8 protein-coding genes are annotated in these 16,473 nt (G+C 44.9%); all 8 read right to left on the bottom strand.

What is annotated here, in order from left to right:
- Nucleotide 1 precedes the first annotated feature (1 nt).
- Nucleotides 2-6,016: a hormogonium polysaccharide biosynthesis protein HpsA gene (gene hpsA, locus H6F66_RS19070; protein ID WP_190424217.1), complete on the bottom strand. Its 6,015-nt coding sequence runs from the start codon at nt 6,014-6,016 to the stop codon at nt 2-4.
- Nucleotides 6,017-6,645: 629 nt separating this feature from the next.
- Nucleotides 6,646-6,882 (bottom strand): 50S ribosomal protein L28, encoded by a 237-nt coding sequence (gene rpmB, locus H6F66_RS19065; RefSeq protein ID WP_190424215.1) that lies wholly within the window; start codon nt 6,880-6,882, stop codon nt 6,646-6,648.
- Nucleotides 6,883-7,041: 159 nt separating this feature from the next.
- Nucleotides 7,042-9,018, bottom strand: a complete 1,977-nt coding sequence (gene htpG, locus H6F66_RS19060; protein ID WP_190424213.1) for a molecular chaperone HtpG — start codon at nt 9,016-9,018, stop codon at nt 7,042-7,044.
- A gap of 147 nt (nt 9,019-9,165) precedes the next feature.
- Nucleotides 9,166-9,807 carry a methyltransferase domain-containing protein gene (locus H6F66_RS19055; RefSeq protein WP_190424211.1) on the bottom strand — a complete coding sequence of 214 codons (642 nt, stop codon included), beginning with the start codon at nt 9,805-9,807 and terminating at the stop codon, nt 9,166-9,168.
- A gap of 24 nt (nt 9,808-9,831) precedes the next feature.
- Nucleotides 9,832-10,998, bottom strand: coding sequence for a glycosyltransferase family 4 protein (locus H6F66_RS19050; RefSeq protein WP_190424209.1), 1,167 nt, complete (start codon nt 10,996-10,998; stop codon nt 9,832-9,834).
- A gap of 11 nt (nt 10,999-11,009) precedes the next feature.
- The gene (locus tag H6F66_RS19045; protein WP_242023780.1) at nt 11,010-12,125 is read right to left on the bottom strand and encodes a glycosyltransferase; all 1,116 of its coding nucleotides are present in this window, start codon (nt 12,123-12,125) and stop codon (nt 11,010-11,012) included.
- Between the two features lie 352 nt (nt 12,126-12,477).
- Nucleotides 12,478-13,518: a glycosyltransferase gene (locus H6F66_RS19040; RefSeq protein WP_190424204.1), complete on the bottom strand. Its 1,041-nt coding sequence runs from the start codon at nt 13,516-13,518 to the stop codon at nt 12,478-12,480.
- Nucleotides 13,519-13,689: 171 nt separating this feature from the next.
- Nucleotides 13,690-16,383, bottom strand: coding sequence for an ATP-dependent chaperone ClpB (gene clpB / locus H6F66_RS19035; RefSeq protein ID WP_190424202.1), 2,694 nt, complete (start codon nt 16,381-16,383; stop codon nt 13,690-13,692).
- Nucleotides 16,384-16,473 lie beyond the last annotated feature (90 nt).

The raw sequence follows: 16,473 nt of genomic DNA, 5'->3' as shown, positions 1-16,473 counted from the left end.
TTTACTGGTAGTCGCCCAAATTCCGACAAGAAGCATCCGGTTTGTTAGTGTCACTACCGTCGTTAGCAGCAAACCTGTTGTAGGTGTATGTGTTGCCATTTTGTGCACCAACAGCACCGCACAGCAAGGCTTTCACCCAAGGGTCATCCCGACCAACCTGTCTGAAGAACTCATCGGGAGAGCTGGTTTCTGGCAGTGTAAATCTTTGAGCGAACAAGTCAGGTAACTGCGAGAGCAACCCTACATCAAAACCCCATTGCCGTAAGGGTGGCTTATAGTAAGGCAGTTTACCCCAATTACTTCCTGGGGTAACGGAAAGGTTGTCCGTGGCATAAGCCTGCCGATATCCAAAAATCCCACCAACAGCATCCGAAGCAACAGTATCGAAGGGAGCCGTCGCAAAGTTACTGCGCTTTAGCTGAATAAACGATCCGCTAATTCTGGCGGCAATGTCCGCAGTACCGCTATTATCTGTCCAGTTTTCCAAGAAGCGCACAAAGTTATGCAGACCACCATTGATTTCAGCTAATCCGGTTGCAGGATTGACTCGCGTCGGCGTATCGCCCGTAGCAGCTACTAAATTGAAGGTTGTAGGATTAGCTTTCATCATCCACCGGGTTTCCCCAACCCGCGTACCTGGGTTATTCAAAGTAGCACTAGGAGTGCTATCTGTGTACTGAACCTGCAATACTGGCACCAACAATGGCTGCTCTTGGGAAGTCATCGCAGTCATCTTGAGATTTCCCGCTCCTAAAGCAGCTGGGAGGTTACTTCCAGAGAATCCCAGGAAGCGACCGCCAAGGATTTGAGTAGGATTGCTTATGAACAGAGCATTAGCAGGGCCTGCCGCATTGCTTCCCAGGAAGTTACCTGCTAGGCGGTGTGAACCACTAACAGCATTGAATCTGATGCCCCGATTGGAAACCCAGAAAACTTTGTTAGCATCAACTCCGTCAAGTTTAAGTTCTATCCTTTTTCCACCATTTAGACCAAGATCCATACGCCTGTTCAGTGGAGTTTTGAGGACAAATATAGAATCTGGGGTGCCTTTGAGAGTAATCGTTAGAGGAGTTGCTGGAGGTACAGGGGAGCCAATTCGAGATATAGTAGCGGTAGTAACAGGCAGCTCGTATACAAAAATTCCATCTCCCTTATCGTTATAGACAGGATCGTTGGAATTTAGAATTAGGTCTTTCTGGCCGTTCCAAGTGTCGGGATTATTGGTGGTACCTGTGCCATTAGCTATCCAGTCAGGAGTCAAAGCTGCAAGGGCGGCTCTAAAAGCTTCAATTTGAGCATTAGCTGGACAGGCGCCAGGAGTTATGGCAGCAGCAAGGTTAATTGAGTATTTCCTTGAAGTCCTCCCACCACCAGCACCATTGGTGCACACTGCGTAGTCTGAAGCGCCTATAGTAGGAGCAACAGCATTTAGGCTTCGTCCTGCTATATCAGGAGTATTGGGCAAAACTAGCTCTTCTACGTACTTTGTCGGGTCTGTTTCGTAGTAGAGCGGTCTGGCATTTACGTATGTTATATCCGTAGGTGTGCCTGGGTTGCCAGCTACATTGTTGGTTGTTCTAAACCAGAGTCCATTTCCATTATTAGCTGGTAACCCGATATTCGTTCCTGGTGCATTACCTCCATACTGACAGCCATTATTTTCAGGGGCATTGCCAGTGGGATCAACAGGACACCCAACTCCCAATGGTTTTGCAGCTGTATTAGCACCAATTTCTGTAAATACCAGTTCGCCTAATTGATTTCTGGCAAAAGCAACCCGACGAGCATAGCCTTGGTCTACTGGAATTAGTTGTTGAATGTTGAGGGTCAGCGGCTTGATTATCGAGCTCCTCGCTGTAGTCCCTGCTCCCAGACGGTCTACCACATTGCGATTACCACCTCCTGTAGTTTGAAAGGGAGTAGTCCAAGGTAATGTAGGCGCTTTTCCTGCAACAGCAAAAGCTTTACCCAGCTGATATGTCTTAATGTCTATTTCTTTGGTTTCAGGCGTTCCGTCTCCATCCAAGTCAACCTTGTCATATTCGGCATCTGTTATGACTCCAGGCGGCGCAACAGTATCTTGATAAAAGTCGCCATCGCCATTGACATCAAAACCAACTACCCAGTCATCTGCCGTGCATTCAGAAACTGGCAGTTTCCGGCAGATTTCCATCACATACTCAGGTGCTCGGTTTACCCGTCGCTGTACAGGTGTAACGAAATTGTTGAAGTAAGAACTGTTGGGGGCAGTCGCGTTGTTACCAGAGTACGAAGCATCTGTGAATGTAGATCCACCTACAGTTACAGGTAGGCTACCGCTGCTAAGACCGTTAGTGACAAAATTGTTGTCCCAGAAGCCGTTCTTCAGACGCTTGTTAAGTGAGTCTCTATCTCCCTGGTTATTACTCAGGTTGTAGTCTCCCTCATTTCGGTATCCGAACCGGAAGCCTAAAGCTGGATTGTCATTAATAGGGTTGAGATCATTATCACTCTTAGAAAGCAGTGTTATGGAATCTGCCAAAATCGTTGCCGGTCGCCAGTAGTCGCCAGTTGTGCATTTAGGCAGTCTGGGATCTTGGGGGCGACAAGCAAAGTTATCATTAATGTTGCTTCTGGCGTAGAAGTTATTCCAATTCGGAGTTAATAGGGTGCCAAACTCTTCATTACTGTGCTTATTGAATTCTCCCCAGATGTATGTAGGTAAATCTGTGGCTAAGATTAAACCTTTCTCTGCCTCCCTAAAGTTTTGATCCCGCCAGAGTGCGCTACCGTTAGTCAACACAATGCCGTTGGGACGGCGAGTGGGGTCTAACTGGAAGTCATTGGCACTCAGCTGCTTGCGACTTTCAATATCGTCTGTGCCAAGGTAACGCGGGTCTTTGTTGCTTAAATCCAGCAGCGCATCATCGCGAGAAGCGTAAATTATGCCGCTGTTTGGCAGCAGGTACTCTGGTGTTGCCAGTACATTAGCTCCACTTATTGTTTTTGTACGGAGTCTATTGATATCTAGTACAGTGGCGCGAACTTCCAGGGGCTGACGCTGCTCAACGCTAAGGGCTGTAGCAGTAGTAGCCGGAGGGCTACCAGGGGGTGGCGGCAAGATGTTGTAGTTCCCAGTTAGTTGTGCATTGCCATCATTTGTAAATGTTTCTAGTGCTGTAGTGACTGGATTATCGGTTTCTACTGCCTTAATTTGTCGGGCATCCAGAAAAGCCACTTCTTTGATTGCACCGTGAGGAATGAGAGCAGGGTTGGGATTTATAGTACCGCTCAAAATTTGCAAAGCGCAAACGGTAGAGTCGATAGCAGATTGCTCTGAAAGCGTTAGGGTCTCACCTTTGCCTTTCCGAATCAGAGCATTTCGCAGCGGCTCATTAACAAAGCGTCCGTTCGGAAACTTCAAATTTGCTTGATGATTTATTCTTGCCTGTAAACCCGCAGAAGCTGCATTGCCCGGTAACAAGCCAGTTCCTGGATTTGGTAAGGCACCTGCAACAGTCTGGGCATTGGCGTTAGGCGGCCCGTAAACTACGCCATTGTTTGATCTGGCTCCTTGCAGATCTGTGGGTGGCGTACCGAGTTGTTCGCCGCTGACATCAGGCAGTCCACTGGGGTTTCTGGCGGTAACGCTGTTAGTGGGGTCGTAGTAACTGCTGACGCAAGCAATAGGCGCTTGGTATTGAGCTGGAGCAGCGACATCGAAATTATCTACAGCGTAGTGATATACCGCAGTTGCCCGCATCCGCAGGTCGCCTTTAGCAAATTTGGGAGTGTTGGGGTCAATCGTGTTTGCGATTGTGCCAGGGTTTAAGTTTAAGTTGAAAGTACTTAAGAGTTCAGCTGGCAGAGGTATCCACCCAGGCGCCGTCCCAATAGCAGGTGAATTATCAAACACTTTTGTCCCCGCTCGTCCCGGCGACATAGGCATAGTGTCCGGCCATACTATGGGGTACTGTTCTACAACACCAGTCGCGGGGTCATCGTAGGTTAGTAATTTTTCTACTTGTGAGGTATTGGGGTTATCGTAAGTTGGTGGTGGTAGAAAAGAATTCTTGCGCTCGTAAACTCCGGCACCAGTGATGACGCGCAGACCGCCGACGTTATCTAGTGGCGTTACAGGTTTTTCGGCTGCTGCCTTTTCCCATAAGTCGTCGCGGTTGATTGTCCCTAGATTCACCAACTCTCTAACTTGAGTAGTGCGGTACCGAGTTCCGCCTCCATCTTTCCAACTAGCCCCTGTAATTTCTTGCGGTTCGTTTTCACCAACAAAGGTTGTGCCTTTTTTCCAGACAGCAGGCAGGTTATTACCGACTAGAATGCGATCGCCTAAATAGTTTTCTTCTTTATCCTCTTGCTGTTTTTCCGGTTCGGTTGCTTCTAGTTGGTTAATCTTCAGCGTTAGCTTTGTATCAGTACCCGTTTTGCCATCAGCTGTGCTAGTAGGATACATCCACTTATCTGGTGGTGCTAAGCCGTCAAGGCTGGTACCGCCAAGTACGTTTGCTTTACTGTAGCCTGTAGTTCCCGCTCCGGGCTGACCAGTATAAGGAACCTCGCTAAAGGGAACGCGACGGGTACGATTTCTAAACCATAGTTCCAGTTGTTTTCTGCGTTCCTTGTCTTGTTCGCCATCAGGAACCGCCTTAACTTTTCTGTCAACATCCGGCGGATCGGTTGTCCTCGCGTTATCAAACTGTGCATCAACCAGCAATGCGATCCGTTCTGCATACGCCTGGGTGTTATACCCTACCAGCGTTGGAGCGTTGCTTGTAGATTGATTAGTACTGTTAATTGCCTGGTTTGTTGTTGGATTGTTTCTTATTCCCTGGAACAAATGGACATTAACTGCACCTTTATTACTGCCAGCAGCGATTCCACCAAGCGCCACATTGCCGCCAACAATAATCTTGCTACTTTCCTCTTGGTAGTAACAAGAATCCTTACTACTGACTTGATACAGGCTAATATTATTATCCGTTTCTCCTGTTAGGAGATTGCTATTAGTAACAACTCTTCCATTCAACCGAAATTCGGGACCTGGGGTGATCTCCAAGTCGTCCTCGAATACAACGGCATTGTTACTAATAGGAATCCGGCTTCTGTCTTGCTGATACTCTAAAGCCGAAAATCCTTTATTACCCTTGTATGGTTCATACTTCGTCGGATCGGTGGGAGCTGGGGTTGCGGGAATCGGAACCGTAGCTGAATACACAAAAAAGCTTTTCTTTAGTTGTCCGTTTATTGAATACCACCCAGAGTTACCGACCAAACTAGCAGAACTGTCGCCTGCTTGCTCACACTGTCCTCCTGTTCCTGCGGTATTCATGGGCGGCGTTCTTGCCTCTAGCGGGCCTCTTGGCCGGTCAAACTTGCCGCCACTTTGAGTGGGACTGCGAAAGAAAATCCCATAAAGGGTGTAGCTGTCGTACTTACCGTTATTATCGGTATCAATGGGAAATCTCCAGGCTGTTGCCAGAGTTTCATCGTTTTCTAATTTAATGTTGGCATTTGCGGTTGATTTATTAATACTGCCATCGTTGCCGTATTTACCATCATTCTTTAAAAAGTCAGCGACCAGTTTTACAGGCTCTTCGTCATTGAAGGTATATCTTTTTAACTTGCCGGGGCCAGCAAATGCACCATACAGTGCGCTTTCTGCGGGAGTTCCTCTAGGAAGGGTAGGATCAGCAAATAACTCATCAATTTTTGCTTTTGCACGTTCTAATGCTGGCGTTGCTGCTTCAAGTACAACCCTATCTACCCTAACGTTACTGGCATTTTTGGAGCGCTCAAATGACCGGAACACCATTGCCGTTGTCAGCAAGATGACGACCAAAATTACCATTGTCACCGTTGGCAATATAAATCCAGCGTTTGCCAGATTTGCTTTGTTCCCAGTTACCAATATGCTCCGCAAGAGCCAATTCATCAGCTTTTTGGTGACAGCTTTTGCTATCTGCACCATTTCCCGGAACAGATTTTGAATGGCTTTGAGTAGCTTTTTGTGGGGTGACATACTTGCTTTCCTGTCAAACGTTGGATAGGGCTGAAATGAAGACTGAGGAGTAAATAATCTGCGGTAAATTAAATTTATATAAAAGGCAGATGGGCTGAACTACCCTAATCGCCTTGGTAAAGCTTCATCAAAACTTCATAATTTTGGCGTTCTTTTCTGTCTTAACAAGTCTAAACTTTGTTATCAACCGGGAAAGTACGCATTTAGATGTAATAAATTTTTATTAAGTTTTTCAGTATTTTTCCGGATCATAAATCCTCCACCAGAATTCTGAGACAGAAGTGAGGTTTGCGCTTCCCCCACAAGACTGATTTAGGGAAGATGTATGAGTTGTCTGTGAAAGATAGCGATCGCCTTAAACATAACTTAACAAACAAGGTGGGGAAATTACTGTATTTAGCATACCCACCTGTCTTAGAAAACCTATCACCTCTCGCAAAAAAAATCGGGAAGCCGCCCAACACCCGACAGAAGCAGGATAGGCATCACAACGGTAGGGACGTTGGATACAAAAAGTTTTATCCCCTAGCCCCCTTTTTTGAGGAGGGCTAGGGAGATGTAAACAATACAGTGTTGCCATCAAAATTTCTACAGAAAAAATAATCAGAGAAATTTCGAGAGTGGCTGCATTAATAGTGATTTAGGTTGATTCCAGCTTCGTTCGCCATTGCTTGCAAACCCTTATGTTGTAAGGTTTTGATTGCTTTGGTAGAAAGCCGCAGTTTCACCCAGCGATTGCCTTGCGCCCACCAAATCCGCTTCGATTGCAGGTTGGCTTCCTGTAGCTTTTTGGTGCGTCGGTGAGAGTGGGAAATGGCAAAGGCATTATTCGCCTTTTTTCCGGTCAGCTGACATTTGCGCGACATAGAATATCTCCAGATTGGGGTTCGGTTAAATGACCACAGAATTCGGTCTATGGCTAGACAAACAAAGTCTCGCGCAACGCGAGACTTTGGCAAGATGTCTATTGTATCGAATCTCTGGTTCTCAGGCTAAGCTTGGGAACGCGAGATGGTTGCTAGTTGCTAACGTTCTGTGAGACGAGTTAGCACCTGATTCGACCGTTCTACAAAGGTTTTCATCCCTTCGGCATCAAATCCTTTTTGAGCCATGAGCGCCAAATCGTAAATATGTTGACAGATTAGATTAGTCAACTCGCCTGTAGGCGATCGCCCTTCTTCTTGAATAATACTACCTTGACTCATGTGAGTGAGATTCTGGATCAGCGGGTGGGCGGTGTTCACTACCAGGACGTGTTCTTCGGGAAACTCAACATTTTGCTGCTGCATGAGTGCGTTCATCTCTCGCAACCGTCGCAGCACTTCTGGTAACAGCACCATTGCGGGTGGCGTTGCTTGCAGGTCATCTGACTTCAGCGCCTCGGTGCGGATGTTAAGTTTGGGTTTGTTGAGGGCTTGCTGAAATAGTTCTTTGATTTGTTCGCTGCGGGTTTTGTTGGTTTTAGGGTCAACAATTTCGCCGGATTTATCTTGGTCAATTAGGGTCTTGTCCAGTTCTGAGTCTACGCGGGAGAACTTGACATCAGGATGTTCCCGTTCTAGGAAGCTGATGAAGTGGGTGTCTATGAAGGAGTCCATAAACAGAACTTCTAAACCCTGGCTTTTATGTAATTGTACGTAGGTTGCTTGGGTGACTTCATCGGTGCAGTAAAAGACGCGGTTTTCTTGGCGTTCTTTGTTGCGTTCCAGGTAGTCTTTGAGGGTGGTGTATTGGGATGTTGGATTTTGTTGTTCTCCGGAGGCTGGGGTGACTTCTTGCCAAACATCGCCTTCCTGGGATTGTACTTCGACGGCTGGGGGAGTTTCGGGAGTTGCTTGTGTAAGGTTGGCGGTGGTGCGATAGATGATGATGTCTTCGACTTGTTTTTTGAATTTGTCGTCGTTGAGGGAGCCAAATTTGACGAAGGTGCCAACATCTTGCCAGCAACGGATGTATTCTTCGCGCTGTTCGCGGTAGAGTTCTTTTAAGCGATCGCCTACTTTCTTGGCGATGTAATCTGCTATTCTCCTGACGGTGCGATCGTTGGTAAGGGCGCTGCGGGAGACGTTGAGGGGGATGTCAGTGCTATCAATGACACCTTGCAGGGGTAGGAGGAATTTGGGGATAACTTCTTCGCAGCGATCGCTCACAAACACCTGGTTACAGAATAGTTTAATCTGCCCTTTGGTGACATCGACATCCGGCTTCAGCTTCGGGAAGTAGAGAATCCCATTCAGAATGAAGGGATAGTCAGTATTTAGATGCACCCACAGCAACGGCTCTTCTTGGAACGGGTAGAGGTAGCGGTAGAATTCTAGATAATCTTCTTTGGTCAGGTTTTGCGGCGATTCCTTCCACGGTGCCTTTTGACGGTTGATTACCTCCCCATCCAGTTTGATAGACACTGGCATGAAGTCGCAGTAGGTTTTCACCAACTGACGAATCCGCATCGGTTCCAGATATTCCTGTTCTTCATCCTGAAGGGTCAGGGTAATAGTCGTACCGCGTTCAGTGCGGGGCGACTCTTCTAAAACAAAGGCTGGCGAACCGTCGCAAGACCAGTGTACTGCTTGCGCTCCTGGCTGGTATGAGAGGGTATCAATCTCGACTTTTTGCGCCACCATGAAGGAGGAGTAAAAGCCTAGCCCGAAGTGACCAATAATTTGCTGTTCGGCGCTGGCTTTATACTTTTGGATAAATTCTTCAGCGCTGGAGAAAGCAACTTGGTTGATGTACTTCTTCACCTCATCGGCTGTCATCCCGATGCCGTTATCGGTGATAGATAGGGTCTTTTTGTCTTTGTCAATAGCGATGTTAATTTCTGGTTCGCCTATTTCGCCTGTGACTTCCCCAGCGAAGGACACCATTTTAAGTTTCTGGATAGCATCGACGGCGTTGGATACCAGTTCCCGCAAGAAGATTTCGTGGTCTGTGTAGAGGGACTTCTTGATAATCGGGAAAATATTCTCGGTATGTATCGTGATTGTGCCTTGTTCCAGCATATATATCTTGTGGTAGTTGTGTAAAAACTTTCTAAAGATTGATTGTGAGCGATCGCAGATGCTTGTGAGAAAGGGTTTTTCCGCCCTTGAGGAATTCGGATTTCCCTACTTGCTGGTCTATATTCGTTCAATTAAGCTTGCTAAAGGCTAATTTTTAGCCTTTTTTTCCAGTACGAAAAAATAGTGATATGGATTCAATGGATCGATAAATTCTCTTTTAATTGTAAGACCCGCTTTTTCAATCGAGTTTACCAGACGCTGTTTCGGGTAGCCTTTCAATCCCATTTCCCAGTAGTGTTCATCTTCGGTTAAGGGCTTTTGGCTCCAGAATCGGGGAACGTGGAGAAAAAGATGTCTTGGTCTTTGTTTTAAAGAATATTTAAACTGAATTGACAAAAATAAACTGCGATAGGGAACCGATATTACCAGAAACTTTTTAGTAGCGTTTGCAAGTTTCTCCAGGGCTTTTTCTGATTTGTCATAAGGGATATGTTCTAGCACTTGAAAAAGCGCGATCGCATCAAATTTATCTTCTGGCAGTGTAAAATCACTTGCTAGATCCAGAACCATCTCCGGCTTTAATTCTGCGTCAAAATCAGCGGTTGTGACGTTATATCCAAACTTCCTTAACAAGTCCGTGAAAAGTGAATTAAATATTCCAATTTCCAGAATATTATTTACTTGCTTTCCTAATCCTTTGATGATACGCACCTGATTGTAGTAGCTGATTAGTCTGTCTTTTGATATGTATTCATCGCTTGGAATTTTAGACGTATTTATACTTGTCATAAAATGTCCCAACCAAATAAACTACTATAGTAACTCTGTCATTAGTTGCTTCACCGTTTGGGTAGCAACATCCCAATTTAGCCGAGATTGATACTCTTCAAATGAGGAGATAGCCATTTTTTTATATTCACTATAATTTTCCATTATAAAGACAATATAGTTACAATAATCGGATATATTAGCTTCTAACGCAAAAGTTTTTCCATTTATATTTTCTTTAATAATGGTTGGTATACCGCCAGTATTTGTTGCTAAACAAGGAACCCCAAAAGAATTTGCTTCGCAGAAAACATGACCATAAGATTCTGCTCGCGAAGGTAAAATTAAAAAATGGGACTCTCTTAACAATTTATTTATTTGATCCTTACCTTCTTGACTGGATTTATCGATAAACCCTAATGATTTTATAAAACCAGGTAAAGGCTCATTAGTCATAGGCTGGCATCCCACTACTGTCAATTCAGTATTCAAACCCATTAGGTTTAAACTTTTAGCTATTTCAAGCGCTAAATCTCCCCCTTTCCTGTACCAGTCAACTCCCACAAACAATAACTTACACGGGCTTGAAACCCTAGATTCTACTAAGATACGAATCTGATCGCTCGTTCTGTCGCACCCTATATTTGCTCCCCAGGGAACTACTTTTACTTTACAAGGATTAAGACCATAGATATTAATCGCTGTTTCAGCAGCCCACTCAGACGAGAGTATTACTAATTTACATCTATCCAATGCAGCTTTTTCCATCGCATATATATTAGTTTCGGTTTCCTTAGACAGATTGCTCAAATAAGGATAAAAATTAATTAATCCAGCCAAGGTTGAATCTGTCCACAAAACAATTGGCTGCTTACATTCGAGATAAGCAATAGGTACTGCATTTTCTGGACAAAGCACTATATCTGAGTTTAACCTAAATAGTTTTTCAGAAATTTGATATGCATAATCTCTAAGCACTAAGGGTTCTGCCCATCGGTAGTAATCTTTGTGAAGTAAGTTACGGTAAAAACTCCACTTAGGTCTAGTTAGTAATGAAAAATTTTTATTCAAACATCCAATGTAGTCAAGCTCAATAGACTGACTAGCTAAAGATTTTGCTATGTAAGAACCAGCTCCAGCAAGCCCTACTTGATTTTTAGACCAAGTAGAAGTATTAGAAATATCGTAAGTGGTAATATAAGCTATTTTCATAAATTAGCTCTTTAGATTAAATCCATAAATAATTCCTTGGCTGTTTGAGTAGCAACTGTCCAATTTAGACGATTTTGATACTCATTAAATGAAGATAAAGCTAATTTTTTATACTCTGAATAGGTTAAAAAAATATTATAAATATAATTACAGTAGTCACTAATACTTGCATTGAGCGAAAACACTTTTCCATTCAAAGTATCTTTAATGATTGTTGGTATTCCACCCACGTTTGTAGATATGCACGGGACTCCAAAAGAATTTGCTTCACAAAAAACATTGCCATAAGCTTCTGCTCTTGAAGGCACTATTATGAAGTGAGATTCAGCTATCAATTTGTTGATTTTATTTAATCCTTCTTCTGTGGATTTATTAATAAAACCAGGATTAACAACAAAATAAGGATATGAATCGTTCTGGAAAGGCTGGCACCCAACTATTGTTAATTCAACATTTAACCCTGTCTTTTGTAACTCGCTTGCTACTTCCAAGGCTATGTCGCCACCTTTCCTATACCAATCTACACCTAAGAAGAGTAACTTACATTGGTTTGATGGTCTGGCATCCACAATCTCTTTGATGTCTTCCAAGGTTCTGTTACACTCAACGTTAGCACCGGAAGGAATAACTTTTACTTTAGAAGGGTCAACTTGATAAATATCAATTACCTTTTGTGCAGCCCAGTCGGATGAAAATATAGCGTAACTGCATTTATCATAGGTAAGTTTATCCATTGCAATTAATTGCTCAAGTGTATCTTTACAGAGGTTGGTTTGATCAGGGTAAAAGTTCATTAATCCAGCATAAGAAGAGTCTGTCCATACAATAACTGGTTGCTTGCATTCTAAGTAAGAAGCTAAATTTATGTCCGGGCATAAAACAATGTGGGGATTTATATCTAATAGTTTTTGATAGATTTGAGAAGCGTAGCTTTGGTTAACAATTTTTTCTGCCCAAGGTTGGTAAACCTGCTTGGTAAAATGCTTGTGCCAGCGATTTTTAGTTTTGAATATATATTTATATATAGGTGAGTAATTTTCTTTTAAAGGTCCAATGTATTCCAATGATTCGCACTGCTTAGCAAGGGCAAGAGCTTTGTAGTAGTTAGTCCCACAATGACCAATCATTTTTCGGTGCCAAGTATGCCTATTTAAAATATCATAGTGGGTAGCGAAGGCTATTTTCATAACGAATTACACAGGCTCCAAAAAAGAATAATTTAGTAAAGTGAAATAGCTTTGGCTAGTTATAGCAATCCTATTTGATTTGTAGAGAAGTATGCAACGTCTTTACGTTTTTAACGAACCGCAGAGACGCTAAGGGCGCAGAGGAAGAGAAAAGAGAGAGTTTCATAAATGAATTAGGATTAATATATAGCGTTTCTCGGCTGAATGAGGTACAAGTTCAGGGGTTGAAAGCCTCGTGGGGTTTGACATCTGGTGTACCTCACTCTTATAGGAACCGCTATATTGCTTTTTACTACTGAAAAACTGCACGGTAGAGCTGTACTGTTTTTTGGCTTAATACAGACCAGTCTAGCATCTCTAATGGAGCCTGGTTGGCGCGTGGAGTATGCACTGCCCAATCTAAGCCTTCGCGGAGGATATCTGAGGTTAGCTCATCTGAGTAGGTTTTAACCCACGCTTCTCCTACTAATGCCTGTAGTTCACCCAGCGCACCCTTGTGCGGTACTAATATTGGGCAATCGAAGGAAAGAGCAAGTATTGCGCTGCCGGAGTTTAAAATTTCTTGAAATGGCAAGACTACTAAATCTGCTGATTTGAGGTAAAATTGCACATTGTCGGGCGGCACATATTGCATGGATAATCTGACGCGAAAATCACCATCTGCTGCCTCAAATACTTCTGTTTTAAGTTCTGGTAAATCGGGAGTGCCTGCTACCACTAAAACTAAATCGGCATCATCTAATTCGCCAAATGTGCGGATTAAGTGGGGAACGTTTTTATAGGGGGATATATGTCCTAGAAAAACTATGGTTCTAGCTTTTTCTGGTATATCTAATGTTTTCCTGGCACTAATTTTATCAACTTGATTTGGATATTCTCCACGATAATGTCCGTGGGGTACGACCGAGTTTAAGCGTTGTTTAAGAGAAGGGAAAGTTTCTTCAGCTAGAGTTTTTCCTGCCTCGCACATACTAATATATGCGTCTACACGAGATACGAGTTCTGACTGAAACCAATCCGCTATCTGGGGATGCAAAACGATGTGGGGGATTTTGTCGTGAAAAGTCCAGATGATGCGCGTCCCTTGGTGCCGCACTCTGTCTATAAGAGCAAGCATGGCTTTTGCTCTTATAAAAGCTAAAGTTGGGTTGGGATGGCGTACTATCGTTTCGGCTGCCCAGTGTAGATGAAAAATATCGTAGTGTTGGCGTAACAATTTGAGGGGCGAAAATTCTTCAACTGTCACCCCTTGTTGGCCCATCTGGGAATACAACAACCAGTTATACGGGTTTTTGTATCTGGTTTTGAACGCAGGCCAAGCAATTACTTTCATGTTTAATGTTACTTTCGCCTAAGCTTTTGGATGTTGTATTTACATCAAAATAGCACGAGATAATTTTATACGTAGATGCACTGTAGGTTTAGAAATAAATCGGAGGCGGTCGCCTTCGGAATACGTTCCCAGGCTGAGACTGGGAACGCGATGAATGTAAGCAGTGGAAGTTTATGGAATGACTTTTGTAGGAGAGACTGGAAGACTCGTCTCTACAATAGATTCGGAAATCTTGAGCGGTTGTTTTTTCCTGAAGGTGAGGGCATTATCTACGCAATCAACTACGATGGTGTCACCGCTGACAAAAGTGTTTTCTAGAAGGGCGGTTGCTAGAGTATTCTGCAATTCACGCTGAATGGCACGTTTCAGGGGACGCGCACCATAAACTGGATCGTAGCCAGCCTCCGCTATGTGGTCTTGAGCTGCTGACGACAGTTGTATGGTAATTTTCTGATCCGCCAGCATGCGCTCAATCTGCTTGATTTGAATCCCCACAATTTGCCGCAGTTCTTTGCGGTTGAGCGTGTGGAAAAGAATTATGTCGTCCACCCGGTTAAGGAATTCCGGACGGAAATGCGATCGCAGCGCATCTGTCACCTTCTTCCGCATCAACTCATATTGTGCATCATTCCCAGCCACATCCAGAATATGCTCGCTGCCAATGTTGCTGGTCATCACAATTACTGTATTCCGAAAGTCTACCGTCCGACCTTGGGAATCCGTTATCCTACCATCATCCAGCACCTGTAACAAAATGTTGAAGACATCCCGGTGCGCCTTTTCCACCTCATCCAGCAACACCACCGAGTAGGGACGACGACGAATCGCCTCTGAAAGTTGACCCCCCTCCTCGTAGCCTACATACCCTGGAGGCGCACCTACAAGGCGCGAGACAGCGTGTTTCTCCATGTACTCGGACATATCAATCCGCACCAAGGCATCATCGCTATCAAACAGAAACTGAGCTAAGGCACGCGCTAACTCAGTTTTGCCCACACCAGTTGGTCCCATGAACAGGAACGAACCAATCGGACGACCGGGATCTTTCATCCCTGCACGGGCGCGACGAATTGCCGCCGCCACAGCCGAAACCGCTTCTGATTGACCAATAACACGCTCGTGCAAGTGGGATTCCAAATGTAGCAACTTTTGACGTTCCGACTCTAAGAGTCGGTTCACGGGGATGCCAGTCCACTTGGCGACGATTTCGGCGATGTCACCCTCTCGTACTTCTTCGCGCAATAAAGCCGAACCGCGAGATTGCATTTCCAACAGCTGGGCTTCTTTGGCTTCCTTGTCGCGTCCTAACACCTCCAACCGCCCATACTTAAGCTGTGCAGCCTTGTTCAAGTCATAGGCGCGTTCCGCCTGCTCTATCTGCACCCGCAGGTGATCCTCTTCCTCCTTGACAGCATTAATTTCTTCCAACAGTTGCTTTTCAGATTGCCACTGAGAGCTTAGTTGACGTTGTTTTTCACTCAAAGACTCAATTTCTTGCTCAATGCGCTCCAAACGCTCTTGGGAAGAACGGAAAGCACCGACAACAGTTATACCCAGCCGTTGACCTTCCCCTTGCAAAGATAGCTTTTCCATCTCTAGCTGCATCAGTCGGCGGTCAATCGCTTCTAATTCTACTGGCTTGGAGGTAATCTCCATTTTCAGCTTAGCTGCTGCCTCGTCCACCAAGTCTATCGCCTTATCTGGCAAAAACCGTTCTGTGATGTAGCGATCGCTCAAAGTAGCAGCAGCCACTAAAGCGGAATCCGTAATCTTCACGCCGTGATGAACTTCGTAGCGTTCTTTCAACCCTCGCAAAATCGAAATCGTATCTTCTACTGAAGGCTGATTTACATAAACCTGCTGAAATCGACGTTCTAGCGCCGCATCTTTCTCGATATGCTTACGATACTCATCCAGCGTACTCGCCCCTATACAGCGCAATTCCCCCCGCGCCAACATTGGTTTGAGTAAATTACTCGCATCCATCGCCCCTTGAGTTGCACCAGCACCGACGACGGTATGTAACTCATCGATGAACAGGACAATTTGACCGTCAGAAGAGGTAACTTCGCGCAATACCGCCCGCAGCCTGTCTTCAAATTCTCCCCGATATTTGGCACCCGCAATCAGACTACCCATATCCAGGGCGATCAACTGGCGCTTTTTCAGAGATTCCGGAACATCCCCGTTAACAATCCGCTGCGCCAGACCTTCTGCGATCGCTGTCTTCCCTACGCCCGGTTCCCCAATCAGCACCGGATTATTCTTACTCCGCCGAGATAGCACCTGCACCACCCGACGAATTTCCTCGTCTCTCCCAATTACCGGGTCGAGCTGACCAGATTTTGCCTTTTCTGTTAAGTCTTGTCCGTATTTTGCCAACGCCTCATAGCGTGCCTCTGGATTTTGGTCTTGTACTTTCTGAGCGCCCCGGACATCCTTGATTACCGCTTCTAGTTTCTGTCTGTCAACGTTGAAGCTTTTAAGCAAGCGCCGCCCGACGCGGTCATCTTCCGCAAAACCAAGCAATATATGCTCTATGGCAATAAATTCATCTTGTAAGGCACTTTTTGCTGCGTCAGCCTTGTCTAGCATGACATCTAAGCCTCTGCCCAGGTACAGCTGGTCAATTACGGTGACTTTTGGCTGGCGCTGGCTGAAGGCTTCCAGTTGCGCCTTTAATGCTGTGGTGTCTACCGCTGCTCGACTCAAAACCCGACTCGCCAACCCGTCTTGTTCTATCAGGGCAATGGTTAAATGCTCTACCTCTAGCTGCTGATTTTTGAAGCGACGCGCCACATCTTGGGATTTGACGATGCCTTCCCAGGCTTTTTCAGTAAACTTGGTAGAGTCAGTAGGCTGCATTTTATAAAATATATCTCAGTCAAATAGCGTGTCCCACACGCTAGTATAACAATCTGTTATTGGTCATTGGCCATTAGTTATTAACTAAAG

The sequence above is a fragment of the Trichocoleus sp. FACHB-6 genome, assembly GCF_014695815.1.
GTDB classification, from domain to species: Bacteria; Cyanobacteriota; Cyanobacteriia; order Cyanobacteriales; family FACHB-T130; genus Funiculus; species Funiculus sociatus.
The sequence above is the reverse complement of the archived record's forward strand: the minus strand, read 5'-3'. Positions and strand labels throughout refer to the sequence as shown.

What these genes read in the sequence shown, in the direction of transcription:
- H6F66_RS19040 (WP_190424204.1), bottom strand. Translation starts at nt 13,518, where the DNA reads ATGAAAGTAATTGCTTGGCCTGCGTTCAAAACCAGATACAAAAACCCG.
- clpB (WP_190424202.1), bottom strand. Translation starts at nt 16,383, where the DNA reads ATGCAGCCTACTGACTCTACCAAGTTTACTGAAAAAGCCTGGGAAGGC.
- htpG (WP_190424213.1), bottom strand. Translation starts at nt 9,018, where the DNA reads ATGCTGGAACAAGGCACAATCACGATACATACCGAGAATATTTTCCCG.
- H6F66_RS19055 (WP_190424211.1), bottom strand. Translation starts at nt 9,807, where the DNA reads ATGACAAGTATAAATACGTCTAAAATTCCAAGCGATGAATACATATCA.
- H6F66_RS19045 (WP_242023780.1), bottom strand. Translation starts at nt 12,125, where the DNA reads ATGATTGGTCATTGTGGGACTAACTACTACAAAGCTCTTGCCCTTGCT.
- hpsA (WP_190424217.1), bottom strand. Translation starts at nt 6,016, where the DNA reads ATGTCACCCCACAAAAAGCTACTCAAAGCCATTCAAAATCTGTTCCGG.
- H6F66_RS19050 (WP_190424209.1), bottom strand. Translation starts at nt 10,998, where the DNA reads ATGAAAATAGCTTATATTACCACTTACGATATTTCTAATACTTCTACT.
- rpmB (WP_190424215.1), bottom strand. Translation starts at nt 6,882, where the DNA reads ATGTCGCGCAAATGTCAGCTGACCGGAAAAAAGGCGAATAATGCCTTT.